The organism is Bradyrhizobium altum (assembly GCF_020889705.1).
Classification (GTDB): Bacteria; Pseudomonadota; Alphaproteobacteria; order Rhizobiales; family Xanthobacteraceae; genus Bradyrhizobium; species Bradyrhizobium altum.
Window position 1 is genome coordinate 1 of sequence record NZ_JACMYP010000260.1, and the last position, 12,233, is coordinate 12,233.

The 12,233-nt window shown below is 64.8% G+C and carries 11 protein-coding genes and 1 pseudogene; 7 read left to right on the forward strand and 5 right to left on the reverse strand.

The features are described from left to right. Window positions 1-508 (reverse strand): annotated as a pseudogene (locus H8B02_RS38570) (hypothetical protein); the annotation flags it as partial. A gap of 819 nt (window positions 509-1,327) precedes the next feature. Between H8B02_RS38570 and H8B02_RS38575 the strand changes: the two are divergent. The 3 genes from H8B02_RS38575 to H8B02_RS38585 are packed head-to-tail and all read left to right on the forward strand — an operon-like array spanning window position 1,328 to window position 4,154. Further along, window positions 1,328-2,428, forward strand: coding sequence for an ABC transporter ATP-binding protein (locus tag H8B02_RS38575; RefSeq protein ID WP_229170979.1), 1,101 nt, complete (start codon window positions 1,328-1,330; stop codon window positions 2,426-2,428). After that, window positions 2,425-3,339, forward strand: a complete 915-nt coding sequence (locus H8B02_RS38580) for an ABC transporter permease (RefSeq protein WP_229170974.1) — start codon at window positions 2,425-2,427, stop codon at window positions 3,337-3,339. The genes H8B02_RS38575 and H8B02_RS38580 overlap by 4 nt, the downstream gene beginning before the upstream one ends. Before the next feature lie 35 nt (window positions 3,340-3,374). Beyond that, window positions 3,375-4,154: an ABC transporter permease gene (locus H8B02_RS38585; RefSeq protein ID WP_229170980.1), complete on the forward strand. Its 780-nt coding sequence runs from the start codon at window positions 3,375-3,377 to the stop codon at window positions 4,152-4,154. 65 nt (window positions 4,155-4,219) lie between these two features. On the opposite strand, the gene H8B02_RS38590 is transcribed toward H8B02_RS38585, so the two are convergent. The 4 genes from H8B02_RS38590 to H8B02_RS38605 form a co-directional block, all read right to left on the reverse strand. Then, on the reverse strand, window positions 4,220-5,071 hold the full coding sequence (locus H8B02_RS38590) for a carbohydrate ABC transporter permease (RefSeq protein WP_176533664.1): 852 nt from the start codon (window positions 5,069-5,071) through the stop codon (window positions 4,220-4,222). Further along, entirely contained in the window at window positions 5,068-5,937 is an 870-nt protein-coding gene (locus H8B02_RS38595; protein ID WP_229170975.1) for a carbohydrate ABC transporter permease, read from the reverse strand. Before H8B02_RS38595 ends, H8B02_RS38590 begins: the two co-directional genes overlap by 4 nt. A gap of 178 nt (window positions 5,938-6,115) precedes the next feature. Then, window positions 6,116-7,501 (reverse strand): ABC transporter substrate-binding protein, encoded by a 1,386-nt coding sequence (locus H8B02_RS38600; protein WP_229170976.1) that lies wholly within the window; start codon window positions 7,499-7,501, stop codon window positions 6,116-6,118. Window positions 7,502-7,693: 192 nt separating this feature from the next. Continuing rightward, window positions 7,694-9,670, reverse strand: coding sequence for an AsmA family protein (locus tag H8B02_RS38605; RefSeq protein WP_229170977.1), 1,977 nt, complete (start codon window positions 9,668-9,670; stop codon window positions 7,694-7,696). Here H8B02_RS38605 and H8B02_RS38610 point away from each other — a divergent pair. The 4 genes from H8B02_RS38610 (at window position 9,664) to H8B02_RS38625 (ending at window position 11,984) form a co-directional block, all read left to right on the forward strand. Beyond that, window positions 9,664-9,825, forward strand: a complete 162-nt coding sequence (locus H8B02_RS38610; protein WP_207833222.1) for a hypothetical protein — start codon at window positions 9,664-9,666, stop codon at window positions 9,823-9,825. The genes H8B02_RS38605 and H8B02_RS38610 overlap by 7 nt on opposite strands. Before the next feature lie 76 nt (window positions 9,826-9,901). After that, window positions 9,902-10,609 (forward strand): CoA transferase subunit A, encoded by a 708-nt coding sequence (locus H8B02_RS38615; protein WP_092123538.1) that lies wholly within the window; start codon window positions 9,902-9,904, stop codon window positions 10,607-10,609. 78 nt (window positions 10,610-10,687) lie between these two features. Beyond that, window positions 10,688-11,338, forward strand: a complete 651-nt coding sequence (locus tag H8B02_RS38620) for a 3-oxoacid CoA-transferase subunit B (protein WP_097677082.1) — start codon at window positions 10,688-10,690, stop codon at window positions 11,336-11,338. Between the two features lies 1 nt (window position 11,339). Continuing rightward, window positions 11,340-11,984 (forward strand): GNAT family N-acetyltransferase, encoded by a 645-nt coding sequence (locus H8B02_RS38625; RefSeq protein ID WP_229170978.1) that lies wholly within the window; start codon window positions 11,340-11,342, stop codon window positions 11,982-11,984. Window positions 11,985-12,233: the final 249 nt, after the last annotated feature.

Consider the following 12,233-nt stretch of genomic DNA (forward strand, 5'->3'; position numbering starts at 1 on the left):
CGCCGCCACCGCCGCTGGGATTGCCCGCCAAAGTGCCCGCCTGGCCGCCGCCACCGGCATCCCCGCCAGCTCCCGCGCCGTCCAGAATCGGGTCGTTTTGGTTGGTGCCGCCTGGACTCCCGGCGCTCGTTATCTGACCCGCTATTCCATTGGAGGGGCTCCCAAGGGGGGAGCCAGCTCCGCCTCCGCCGCCCGCGGCCGCCAGCAGAATCGGAATGCCCGAGGGATCATCCGGCCCGCCGGTCAGGGCCACGAAGGTGCCTCCGCCGCCTCCGTTCGCCGACGTTCCGAGGTCCGCCGGCTGTTGGCCGACGAGGATGGCCAGCTGGTCCCCGGCGGTCAGGTGGATGTCACCGCCGATCTCGGCCCCCATCCCTCCGAATCCGGCGAAGGCTTGGTCGACGGCGTTGCCGCCCTGGGCGCCGAAGGCGACGATGTCGTAGATGCCGGTCGTCTGCACGGTATAATTAACGATTGCACCGGAATAATCGAATTGGGTCGTTGCCATCTGCGTTTCCTCCCCGCGTTGCGTGAGCGATGCATTTCCTCCGGCGAGGTGTGGTCCTTATCCACCGTGATCCCGGTGGAGAGCGATTTGGGAATACCCGCAAGGCCGAGCGGCCGGTTGCATGTTTTGATCGGAATCAACGCAGCGCCGACGGTGCCAGACTCGGCCACAAATTCCAGTGCAGGCGTCCAGCAAGACGGATCAATCGCCGCCTTGGTGATCGCTGAATGTATTGCGGTTGGATTCCCACGACGTACGCATGCCCAACCTCGCGTCCGACCGTGTTAGCGGTGCGCCAAAATAACTCTTTGCTGACCGTGCGGCCACCCGGGTAACCCATAATAGTCACGAAGCCGGCGCTCTCGGCTGGAACAGAGGGAACCGCAGCAATGGAGTCCGTCGGAAAAATTACCTTCAGTGATTGTTGCTGCCCGCATGTGCCGCATCGTGTTCGAGTCTCTCGGTAGAAGAGCCGCAAAAGCAGTCCTGCTTTTCATCGGCTCTGTTGACGCAAACCGGCTGTGCGCGGCAGTCGCAATGTCGCCTCTGGGTCAAAAGCGGTACGTTTCAGGCTGAACAAGTGCCTTCCGGTTTGTACCTCAAAGCCGACGCAACGCGTTTATGAGTACACACCCTGGCAGAGGCGCGGAAGCCGACAATATTGCGGGAGATGTCCGTGAGGCGGTTGAGCCGGTGGCGTTCCGCCGCTAGCTTGCCGCCAGGATTGGACCTGACGGGGAATCGGGGCTTGCGGACGTGACATCGGGCGAAGCGAGTGCGGAGGCGGCAAAGCCGTTGCCTGAACCGGCCGTCTCGGACATGCCGCTGCTGCGGATCGAGGGCGTCGCCAAGTCGTTCGGCAATTTCCGCGCGGTCGACAAGCTCTCGCTCGATATCCGCGCCGGCGAATTCTTCGCGCTGCTCGGCCCGAGCGGTTGCGGCAAGACCACGCTGCTCCGCATGCTCGCGGGCTTCGAGACGCCGGACGAGGGCCGCATCCTGCTCGGCGGCAGCGACATCGCCCAGGTGCTGCCGCACGAGCGGCCCGTCAACATGATGTTCCAGAACTACGCGCTGTTTCCGCATCTGTCGGTGCGCGACAACATCGCCTTCGGCCTCCGGCGCGCCGGTATGGCGCGCGGCGAGATCGCGACCCGCGTCGCCGAGATGGTGGCCCTCGTCAAGCTCGAGGGGCTCGAGAAGCGCAGGCCCGACCAACTCTCCGGCGGGCAGCGGCAGCGCGTCGCGCTGGCGCGCTCGCTGGCGCGCCGCCCGCAGGTGCTGCTGCTCGACGAGCCGCTCGCCGCGCTCGACAAGAAGCTGCGCGAGAGCACGCAAGGAGAGCTGATGGAGCTGCAGCGCCGGCTCGGCATGACCTTCATCATCGTCACCCACGACCAGGAGGAGGCGATGACGATGGCCGGCCGGATCGGGGTGATGGATGCCGGCCGTCTGGTCCAGGTTGCCACCCCGCGCAACCTCTACGAGGCACCCGCTTCGCGCTGGATCGCCGAGTTCGTCGGCGACATCAATCTGTTCAACGGCCAGGTCGCCGCCCGCGATCATGGCCGCCTGACCGTCTCGACGTCAGATGCAGGCACGCTCGCGGTCAGCGAACTGTGGCCGCCGGTGACCAAGGAGGTCGTCAGCGTCGCGATCCGCCCCGAGAAGGTAAAGCTGTCGCGCCGCGCGCCGGCGTCGGACGCGGGCGGATCGCAGACGATCAACCGGCTGGAGGGCGTCGTCACCGACGTCAACTATCTCGGCGGCGTCACGAGCTACCGGGTGAAGCTGGAGACGGGCGCGGTGGTGCGGTCGTCGATGGCCAACACCGCGCGGCTCGACGTCGACGCCTATCTCGCCGGCCAGCGCGTGGTGGCGTGGTTCACCGCCGACGACTGCCTGGTGCTGGAGCAATGAGCGCGCGCCGCATCTTCGCCCGGCCGGCGCGGCTCGCCGCGATCGCGCCCTATCTCTGGATGGTGCTGTTCTTCCTGGTGCCGTTCGGCTTCGTACTGAAGATCAGCCTGTCGCAGACCGCGATCGCGCAGCCGCCCTATACGCCGGTGTTCGATTTCACCGCGGGCCGCGCGGCGCTGGCGGCTGCGTTTGCGCAATTGTCGTTCGACAATTTCCGCCTCCTGCTGCAGGACAATCTCTACATCCTGTCCTATCTGCGCAGCCTCGTCGTCGCGGTGACCTCGACATTGATCCTGCTCCTGATCGGCTATCCCATTGCCTACGGCATGGCGCGGCTGCCGCAGCGCTGGCAGGGCGTGGCGATGATGCTGGTGATCGTGCCGTTCTGGACCTCGTTCCTGATCCGCATCTATGCATGGATCAACATCCTGCAGCATGACGGCCTGCTCAACCAAATCCTGCTGGCGCTGCACATCGTGTCCGCGCCGGTTGTCTGGCTGTCGACCGACAGCGCGATGTATCTCGGCATCGTCTACTCCTATCTGCCGTTCATGATCCTGCCGCTCTATGCCACGCTCTCGAAGATGGATGCGTCGCTGCTGGAGGCGGCAGGCGATCTCGGCGCCTCGCCGCTGCAGGCGTTCTGGCTGGTGACGTTCCCGCTGTCGCTGCCCGGCGTCGGCGCCGGTGCGCTGCTCTGCTTCATCCCGATCGTCGGCGAATTCGTGATCCCCGATCTGCTCGCCGGGTCCAATTCCCTGATGATCGGGCAGACGCTGTGGCTCGAGTTCTTCACCAACAAGGATTGGCCGGTGGCATCCGCCGCGGCGGTCGCATTGTTGCTGCTGCTGGTGCCGCCGCTCGTGCTTTATGACCGCTTGCAGCGGCGTCAGCTGGAGGCGGGCCGTTGAAGGCGCGCACTGTCACCAGGCTCACGCGCTTCAACATGACGTCGCTGGTGCTTGGGCTCGCGTTCCTCTATCTGCCGATCGTCATCCTCGTGATCTATTCGTTCAATGCCTCGCGGCTGGTAACGGTGTGGGGCGGCTGGTCGCTGCGCTGGTACCTGGAGTTCTTCAGCGACCGCGCCATGCTGGAGGCGGCCTGGATGAGCCTGTCGGTTGCCGCGGTGTCGGCGACGCTGGCGACACTGCTGGGCACGCTGGCGGCCGTTGGGCTGGCGCGCGGGGAGCGGTTCCGGGGGCGGGCGCTGTTCTCCGGCATGCTGTATTCGCCGCTGGTCATGCCGGAGGTGATCTCCGGCCTGTCGCTGCTGCTGCTGTTCGTGGCGCTGAATGCCGAGCGCGGCTTCTGGACGGTGACGATTGCCCACACCACGCTGACGATGTGCTTCGTCACCGTCGTGGTGCAGTCGCGTCTGGCCACGCTCGACCGCAGCCTCGAGGAGGCCGCGATGGACCTCGGCTGCGATCCGGTGCGGGCGTTCCTCCTGGTGACGCTGCCGCTGATCGTGCCGGCGATCGTCGCCGGGTGGATGCTGGCTTTCACGCTGTCGCTCGACGATGTCGTGATCGCGAGCTTCACCACCGGTCCCGGCTCGGCGACGCTGCCGATCCGGATCTATTCCGAGGTCCGGCTCGGCGTGAAGCCCGAGATCAACGCGATCTGCACGCTGGTGATCGCGCTGATCGCCGTGATCATCGTGATCGCCTCGTTCGCCTCGAAGCTGTCGAGCGCGCGCGGCGAGAGCGCCGCGCCGCTGTAGATTCTTGTTTGACGCGTTTTTTGACGCGAACCGGCGTCCACTTCGCTCGAAAACGCTCTGAGGCCTCACGACTTGACGGCGCCGGCGGTCAGCCCGCCGACCATGTAGCGCTTGAAGGCGTAGTAGACCGCGGCCGGCGGCAGCGCATAGATGAAGCCGGTCGTCATCAAGAGCTCCCACGGCGAATCATCGGCGGCGAGGAAGTTGCCGAGCGCGACCGGCAGCGTGATGTCGGTGTCCTTCGACAGCAGCAGGAACGCGTAGAGATATTCGTTCCAGGCGAGCAGGATCGCATAGGTGCCGACCGCGACCAGCGAGGGCATCATCAACGGCACATAGACCAGGCGGAACAGCTGCAGCGTGGTGGCGCCGTCCATCGTTGCGGCCTCGTCGAGTTCGACCGGCAGCTTGTCGGAGGCCTGTTTCAGCACCCAGATCGCGTAGGGCGCGGCGATCGTCACCATCGCCAGGATCAGCGACCAGTGATTGTTGAGCAGGCCATAGGTGCCCATGGTGCGGTACATCGGCACGGCGAGGAATGCCGCCGGGATGAAGTAGGTGAACAGCGCAAGGTTCATCACAGCGCGGCCGCCCGGCACGCGCAGCCGCGAGATCGAGAACGCGGCGGCGGTGGCGACGAACAGCGTCAGCGCGCCGACGGCCAGCGCGATCACGGCCGAATTCCAGAACTGGATCCAGAAGTCGCGCAGGAAGTAATGCTGCTGGTGGAACACGATCGAGAAATTATGCAGGGTCGGATGCGTCGGCCACAGCTTGCCGGTGAACGCGTCCTCCTTCGGCGAGATCGCGAATACGAACATGTGGTAGATCGGGATCATGGTCCAGATGAAGACCGGGATGCCGATCAAGAGCAGCTTGGCTTCGGTGCCGACTTCGCGGAGGGTGGGCAGCTTCATCGCGACAACCGTTTCATCATGTAATAGACCAGCGGCAGCACGAACGGCATCGCGCAGACGATCGAGGCCATCGCCAGCGACAGCTGGTCGAGCCTGAGATAGCGGATGCCGAGGGTCGACAGCACATGGGTGAGGTCGGCGGGCCCGCCGCCGGTGAGGAGATAGACGCTGTTGAAGTCGCCCAGCGTCCAGATCATCGAGAGCAGCGTGCAGGTGATGTAGAGCGTCTGCATCGACGGCCAGGTGATGTAGCGGAATTTCTGCCACCAATTGGCGCCGTCGACGTCGGATGCCTCGTACAGATCGTGCGGGATCGCAAGCCGTCCGGTCAGCAGGATCAGCGTCCAGAACGGCAGCGATTTCCAGATGTGCACCCCGATCGCCATCGCGAGCGCGACCGCCGGGTCGTTCAGCCAGTTCGGGCCGTCGTCGCCGGTGAACTTGAAGATCAGCTGGTTGATCACGCCCCATTCGGGATTGAGCATGAAGCGCACCGACAGGATGGTCGGGATCGACGGCACCGCCCAGGGCAGGATGAAGATGACAGACAGCCACCTGATCCACGGCCGCTGTTGCGCGAAGAAGCCGGACAGGAACAGCGCGATCAGCATCTTGATGTTGATGCCGATGACCAGGAAGATCAGCGTGTTGACCGCCGCGCGCGCGAAGATTGGGTCGTTGTACAGCGCGACATAGCTCGACGGATGGCGCGCCAGCCACAGGCCGTAGCCGACCGGATAGACCACGAAGGCGAGGAAGACGAGCAGATACGGCACCAGCAGCACGATGCCCCAGACCTGCGGCGGCGACAGCCGCGCCGACAGCGGCGGCGAGGGGACATCGGATGCGGAGAGCGTGATCGCCATATACGTTACCCTACACCCCGCTGTCGTCCCTGCGAAAGCAGGGACCCATAACCACCGGCTTCCGCTGTTGTGCGAAAGCCGTCGACCAGTATTCCCGAAACCGACCGCCGCGGCGTATGGGTCCCTGCTTTCGCAGCGACGACCAGGGAAATGTGCTGCGGCAGCCGGTCTCGCAACGTTACCCCGCGACCTGCTTGATGCGGGCGATCAGTTCGTCGACCGCCTTGTCCACCGGCACCTTCTCGCTGACGACGCGGTTCATGGCCTTGGCCCAGACGTTCTCGTTGTTCAGGATGGTGAACTTCCAGTTCTTGGTAAAGTCGAACGGCGCGGTGCCGCCGGTGAACTGATTCCAGACCGCCTTGCGATGCCGGTCGGCCTGCCAGAACGGGCTCGCCTGGCTCGCCTTGGTCACCGGGAACCAACGGCCCAGCGCACCTTCGATATAGGGCCGGACGTTGTCTTCCTGCATCAGGAAGCTGATGAACTGCTTGCCTTCCGCCTTGTTCTTGGCGTTGGCGAAGATCAGCCCGGTCTTGACGTCGGAGCGGTAGCGGATCGTCGAGCCGTCCGGCGCCTTCGGGAAGGACGCCGTGATGATGTCCTGCTCGTAGGCCTGCTTGCCGGCGGCGCGCTGCGCGTCGGTCAGCGCCGGGTTGGTGGAATCCTCGAACCACTTCGCCGCGATCGAGATCGTGAAATTGTGGGTCATCACGATCGTCTTGTTGTGGAAGGCGACGTTGTTGTCCGGGTCCTTCCAGGTCGTCGAGGACGGCGGCGTGCAGCCCTTGATGTAGGTGTCGGTGTAGTCCTTCAGCGCGTGGATCAGGCCGTCGCGCACCTTGGGATCGTCGACCAGCAGCTTGCCGTCGTCGTCGACCAGCTTGACGTGATAGGCGTCCATGAAGGTGTAGAACGACTGGAACGAGTCGGTCGATTCCACGCCCATCGGCTGGCCGACACCGTAGATGCGCTGGCCGGTCGCCTTGCGGATCCCCGGCTGCACCTTGTCGCACCAGAACGTCCAGTAATCCTCCCACTTGGTCGGGATGTCGGCGGCCTTGAAGCCGGCCTTCTCCAGCATGTCGCCCCAGATCTGGACGTGCATGCTCTGCTGCTTGAGCGGGAAGCCGTAATAGGACTTCTTCTTGGTGACGTCATTGTAGAGCAGGGCCGCTTCCAGCGTGTTCGGCGCGAAGGCATCCTTCATCGGCAGCATGATGTCGGACAGGTCTTCGAGCTTGCCCTCGAAGGCCCACTTGCCCTGGGCCTGCACGTCGTAGGTGTCGGAATAGGCAACATCGGGCACGGTGCCGGAATCCAGCGCGGCGACCGTCTTCGGAATCATGTCCTGGATCGCGTATTGCGACAGTTCGACCTTGATGCCGGTCTTGGCTTCGAATTTCTTGATCGTATCGAGCAGCGCGTCGTCTTCGGACTTGTAGAATCCCTTGCCCCACCAGACGGTGATCGTCTTGCCCTGGGCCAGAGCGGGTGCAGTTGCGACGAACAGGCCGACCGCAGCGACCGCAATTGATAGCGCACCGATAACCTTGGATCTCACGTTCTTCTCCCCTCATGAGGCCGGCTTTTTTAACCGGTTAGGGAAAACACTAGCGCATGCCCGTGACCCGATAAAGATGCCGCGTCGACGACTTCTGTAGGGGGCTCGCGGGAGAGCGTGGATCAGTCCCGCTGCATTGATGCGGAAAGTGAATGGATCGATCAGTTCGACCCTTGGTCAGTTCGACTTTGGTCAGTTCGATTTGGCATTCTCGGCCGCTGTCGCCGGTGCGTTGGCGGGTGCGCCGGCCGCGGCATCGGGCGCGGCCGCGGGCCGTGCGGCTCCGCCGGTGATGCGCTCGATCACCGAGCGCACCGCATCGCGGGTCTTGCGATCCTTCACCGCGTCGAGCAACGGGGCGGATGCGGGCGAGCGGCGGATCAGGCTTTCCGGATCGGGGAAGATCAGCGGATCGTCCCACGGGCCTTGAATCACGAAGGGCAGATCGAACGCGGTGCCGCCGGCCGCCGCCGAGGTCAGGCTGGCGACGCCCTTGAGATCGTACTCGCGCGACGGCACCGAGGCGGTGCCGGTCAGCGTGATCTTCGCCGCAGGGCTCTCGACATGGATGTCGTCGGCGGTCGCGACGCCGTCGGCGAATTTCACCGAGACGCTGAGATTGTCATAGGGCGTCGAGCCGGAGCGGAAATTGCCGCCGCCGGACAGCGGCCGCTTCTCCAGCCGCCGCAGCAATTGCTCGACGTTGAAGCCGGCGATCGCGCCGTCATGCCCGTTCAACGTCGCGGTGCCGTCCAGCGACGACGCGAGCCCGAACGGGCTCGAGCCGGAGGCCGTCAGCGAGACGTTGAGGCTGCCGCGGCCGGACAGCTTGTTGATGCCGAACAGTTCGCTGGCGCAGGCCTGCAGATCGACATCGGTGAACTGGAATTGCGCCCTGACGTCGGCGACCGCATCCGAGCGCGCGATGGCGAACGAGCCCTTGGCGATGCCGCCATACATCTGCGCCTCGCCGACACTGAGCGCGAGCGCGCCGCCGCGCAGATTGGCGCCGAACGCGGTGCGGCCGAGCTTGGACGGGCCGACCGTCACCTTGGCGGCCGACAGGCGCATGTCGAGATCGGTCGACGACAGCGAGGAAAGGTCGAACAACTGCCTGTTCCAGTCGCGCTGGCCGCTGGCCAGCAGGCGGAACGTCGAGATGTAGGGCGTGAAATCAAGATTGCCGGCGGCAAGCGTCGCCTGCAGCGTCTGCCGGCCGTTATTGGCGTAGGTCATCACGCCCTCGGCGACATTGCCGTCGAGCTCGACATTGACATTGGTGAGCGCGACCGAGCCGCCGACCACATTGGCGCGAGCCTTCAGTGCGAAGCGGCCGAAGCCACCACCGCCGCCGGGCGGCGCCTGGCCCATCCAGCGCAACGCGTTGCGAAGCGACGGTGAGTCCATGGTGGCTGTGCCTTCCATCATCAGGCTGGTGCGGTTGGCGACGGTTCCGTCGAACGCAATCTTCAGCGGCGCGCTGGCAAGCCGCGCCTTGAGGCCGGAACGGTCGCCGGACAGCAGCGCGACGAAATCGCTGGCGCTGATCGAGCCGTCGACGCGCTCGCCGCGCCAGTCGAACTGGCCGGTTGCGGCAAACGAACGCGAGATGGAGGGCCAGGCCAGCGAAAGGTCGATATCGCCGAGCTGTTCGGAGATGTGGTTGGTCCCGTCCTCGTAATTCAGCTCGCCGTCCTGGATCCGGATTTCCGAGAACGACACCTGGTTCTCGGCGCCGGGCGTCATCGTCTTGGCGATGGTCTCGACGAACGGGGTCCAGTTACTTTCGCCGGCGCTGTCGCGAACCACATGGATATGCGGGCGGAGCATCATGACGTCGGCAATCTCGAACCGCCGCAGCAACAGCGGCAGCAGGCGCAGGTTCGCGGTCAGCACGTCGACCTGCAAGGCCGGATCGGTGGTATCGGCGCCCTTCAGCCCGACATTGTGAAAGGAGACATAGCTGCCGGGAAACACCGAAACGTCGATCGGTCCGTTGACGACGAGCTCGAGCCCGGTCACGGCGCGGATCTGCGCTTCCACCGCGCTCCGCAGCGCGTCCCGGTTCAGGAACCACGACGTTCCGACCAGCCCGACGAGCGCCAGGCCGAGAAGCGCCGCGATCGGCATCCCCAGGCGCTTAATTCCTTGGGCAATCGTCAATGACATATCCGGTCGGGTTGAGTTTTGTCGGGTCGTCGTCGAACACTGCCGGCTGCGCAATGGAAGCCGGTGCCAACCCACGCAACTTGAAGGGTTTTCTTGTCGCTTTCAAGGCCATGTTGATGTCGCAGGCCGCCGCCCGTCGCCGCACGGGGCCGTGATTGACGCATCGCGAAGATTTCGCCTAATAATCCGCTGGACAGAGCCGTTCCGCGCCCTCCATCAGGTATTCATTGCATGAACAAGGTTTATCCCGACGCCAAATCGGCACTCGATGGTCTCCTCAAGGACGGCATGATGATCATGTCGGGCGGCTTCGGCCTCTGCGGCATCGCCGAGACCCTGTCGGACGCGATCCGCGATTCCGGCGTCAAGGGCCTCACCGTCGTCTCCAACAATGCCGGCGTCGACGGCATCGGCCTCAGCCGGCTGCTGGAGACGCGCCAGATCAAGAAGATGATCTCGTCCTATGTTGGCGAGAACAAGCTGTTCGCCCAGCAATATCTCGCCGGCGAGCTCGAGCTCGAGTTCAACCCGCAGGGCACGCTGGCCGAGCGCATCCGCGCCGGCGGCGCCGGCATCCCGGCCTTCTACACCAAGACCGGCGTCGGCACGCTGATCGCCGAAGGCAAGGAAGTGAAGGAATTCGACGGCGAGAAGTACATCATGGAACGCGGCCTGTTCGCCGACGTCGCCATCGTACATGCCTGGAAGGGCGACACCGCTGGCAACCTCGTCTACCGCAAGACCGCGCGCAACTTTAACCCGATGATGGCGACCGCCGCGAAGGTCACCGTCGCCGAGGTCGAGCATCTGGTGCCGGCCGGCGAGATCGACCCGGACCACATCCACACCCCCGGCATCTTCGTCAAACGCATCATCGAGGTCGGGACCGGCAAGAAGCGGATCGAGTTCCGCAACACCCGCCCGCGGCCCGCCGCCTAACGCATGATCCGGAAAACCGGGCACCGGTTTTCCGGCAAGATCATGCGCAACTAAGACATAACTCTTCAGGAGAGCCTCATGGCCTGGACCCGTGAACAGATGGCCGCCCGCGCCGCCAAGGAGTTGCGCGACGGCTATTACGTCAATCTCGGTATCGGCATCCCGACGCTGGTCTCGAACTACATCCCCGACGGCGTCGACGTGAACCTGCAGAGCGAGAACGGCATGCTCGGCATGGGACCGTTCCCTTATGAGGACGAGGTGGATGCCGACCTCATCAATGCCGGCAAGCAGACCGTGAGCGAATTGCCCTCGACCAGCTATTTCTCGTCGGCCGATTCCTTCGGCATGGTGCGCGGCGGTCATATCGATCTGTCGATCCTCGGCGCCATGCAGGTGGCGCAGAATGGCGACCTCGCCAACTGGATGATCCCCGGCAAGATGGTGAAGGGCATGGGCGGCGCCATGGACCTCGTCGCCGGCGTCAAGCGCGTCGTGGTCGTGATGGAGCATTCCGCCAAGGACGGCGCGAAGCTGCTCAAGCAATGCAACCTGCCGCTGACCGGCGAGCGCGTGGTCGACATGGTCGTGACCGATCTTGCGGTGTTCACCATCGACAAGCACGGCAAGGACGGCATGGCGCTGATCGAGCTCGCCGACGGCGTCACGCTCGACGAGGTCAAGGCCAAGACCGAGGCGGAATTCCGCGTCGCGCTGAAGAACACCTGAGATGTGTAGTGCGGGACGATCCACGATCCGTCCCGCACGATCCGACGACGCCGGCTTCATCGCCCGCATCGTGCTGGCCGCGCAGCGCGGCCCGTTGCCGCGCGGCTGGTTCGACATCGCGCTCGACCGGCCGGAGGGGGAATGCCTCGCGTTCATGGCGCGGCTCGCCGTGGCGCGGGTGCGGTCATGGTACCATGTCGCCCATTTCCTGATCGCTGAGGTCGACGGTGTGCCGGCTGCCGGGCTGTGCGCCATGCCTGCATCCGGAACGGTCGTCGCCGCACGCGCGGCGATCGAGGAGGTCGCGGCCGAGACCGGTGCCGATGCCGATGGCATCGTCGCGCGCGGCGGCTATGCCCGCAATTGCTGGGTCCAGGGCGGCGAGGGCGACTGGCTGATCGAGCACGTCGCAACCGAAGCGTCGCATCGCGGCGGCGGCCTGGTGCAGGCCCTGATCGGCCGCGCGCTCGCCGACGGCAAGGCTGCAGGCTATTCGCGGGCATCGATCTCGTTCGTGATCGGCAACGAGGCGGCCGAGCGCTGCTACACCATGGCCGGTTTTGCCTTCGCCGAGGAGAAGCGCGATGCGGCATTCGAGGCGCTGACCGGCGCGCCGGGCTTTCGCCGATTTGCGCGGGGGATCTGAGGGGGCGGCAGGCATGCCGGATCCACCGCCGTCGTCCTGGCGAACGCCAGGACCCATAACCACCGCGTCGTGTTGCCGAAGAGGGCTGTGGCCCCAGCGTCGCGCAACAATTGAGATGTGGGGTAATGGGTCCTGGCTTTCGCCAGGACGACGATGAGGATGGTTCTCGATTCAAGTTGTCACACCACGCGGTGTCATCGCCCGGCTCGACCCTACGAGATTCACACATCTGCTCGGAGTTTCCAGCCG

Coding starts and splice junctions, on each gene's coding strand:
- H8B02_RS38585 (WP_229170980.1), top strand. CDS start 3,375: ATGACGTCGCTGGTGCTTGGGCTCGCGTTCCTCTATCTGCCGATCGTC.
- H8B02_RS38625 (WP_229170978.1), top strand. CDS start 11,340: ATGTGTAGTGCGGGACGATCCACGATCCGTCCCGCACGATCCGACGAC.
- H8B02_RS38575 (WP_229170979.1), top strand. CDS start 1,328: ATGCCGCTGCTGCGGATCGAGGGCGTCGCCAAGTCGTTCGGCAATTTC.
- H8B02_RS38615 (WP_092123538.1), top strand. CDS start 9,902: ATGAACAAGGTTTATCCCGACGCCAAATCGGCACTCGATGGTCTCCTC.
- H8B02_RS38590 (WP_176533664.1), bottom strand. CDS start 5,071: ATGAAGCTGCCCACCCTCCGCGAAGTCGGCACCGAAGCCAAGCTGCTC.
- H8B02_RS38580 (WP_229170974.1), top strand. CDS start 2,425: ATGAGCGCGCGCCGCATCTTCGCCCGGCCGGCGCGGCTCGCCGCGATC.
- H8B02_RS38620 (WP_097677082.1), top strand. CDS start 10,688: ATGGCCTGGACCCGTGAACAGATGGCCGCCCGCGCCGCCAAGGAGTTG.
- H8B02_RS38595 (WP_229170975.1), bottom strand. CDS start 5,937: ATGGCGATCACGCTCTCCGCATCCGATGTCCCCTCGCCGCCGCTGTCG.
- H8B02_RS38610 (WP_207833222.1), top strand. CDS start 9,664: ATGACATATCCGGTCGGGTTGAGTTTTGTCGGGTCGTCGTCGAACACT.
- H8B02_RS38605 (WP_229170977.1), bottom strand. CDS start 9,670: ATGTCATTGACGATTGCCCAAGGAATTAAGCGCCTGGGGATGCCGATC.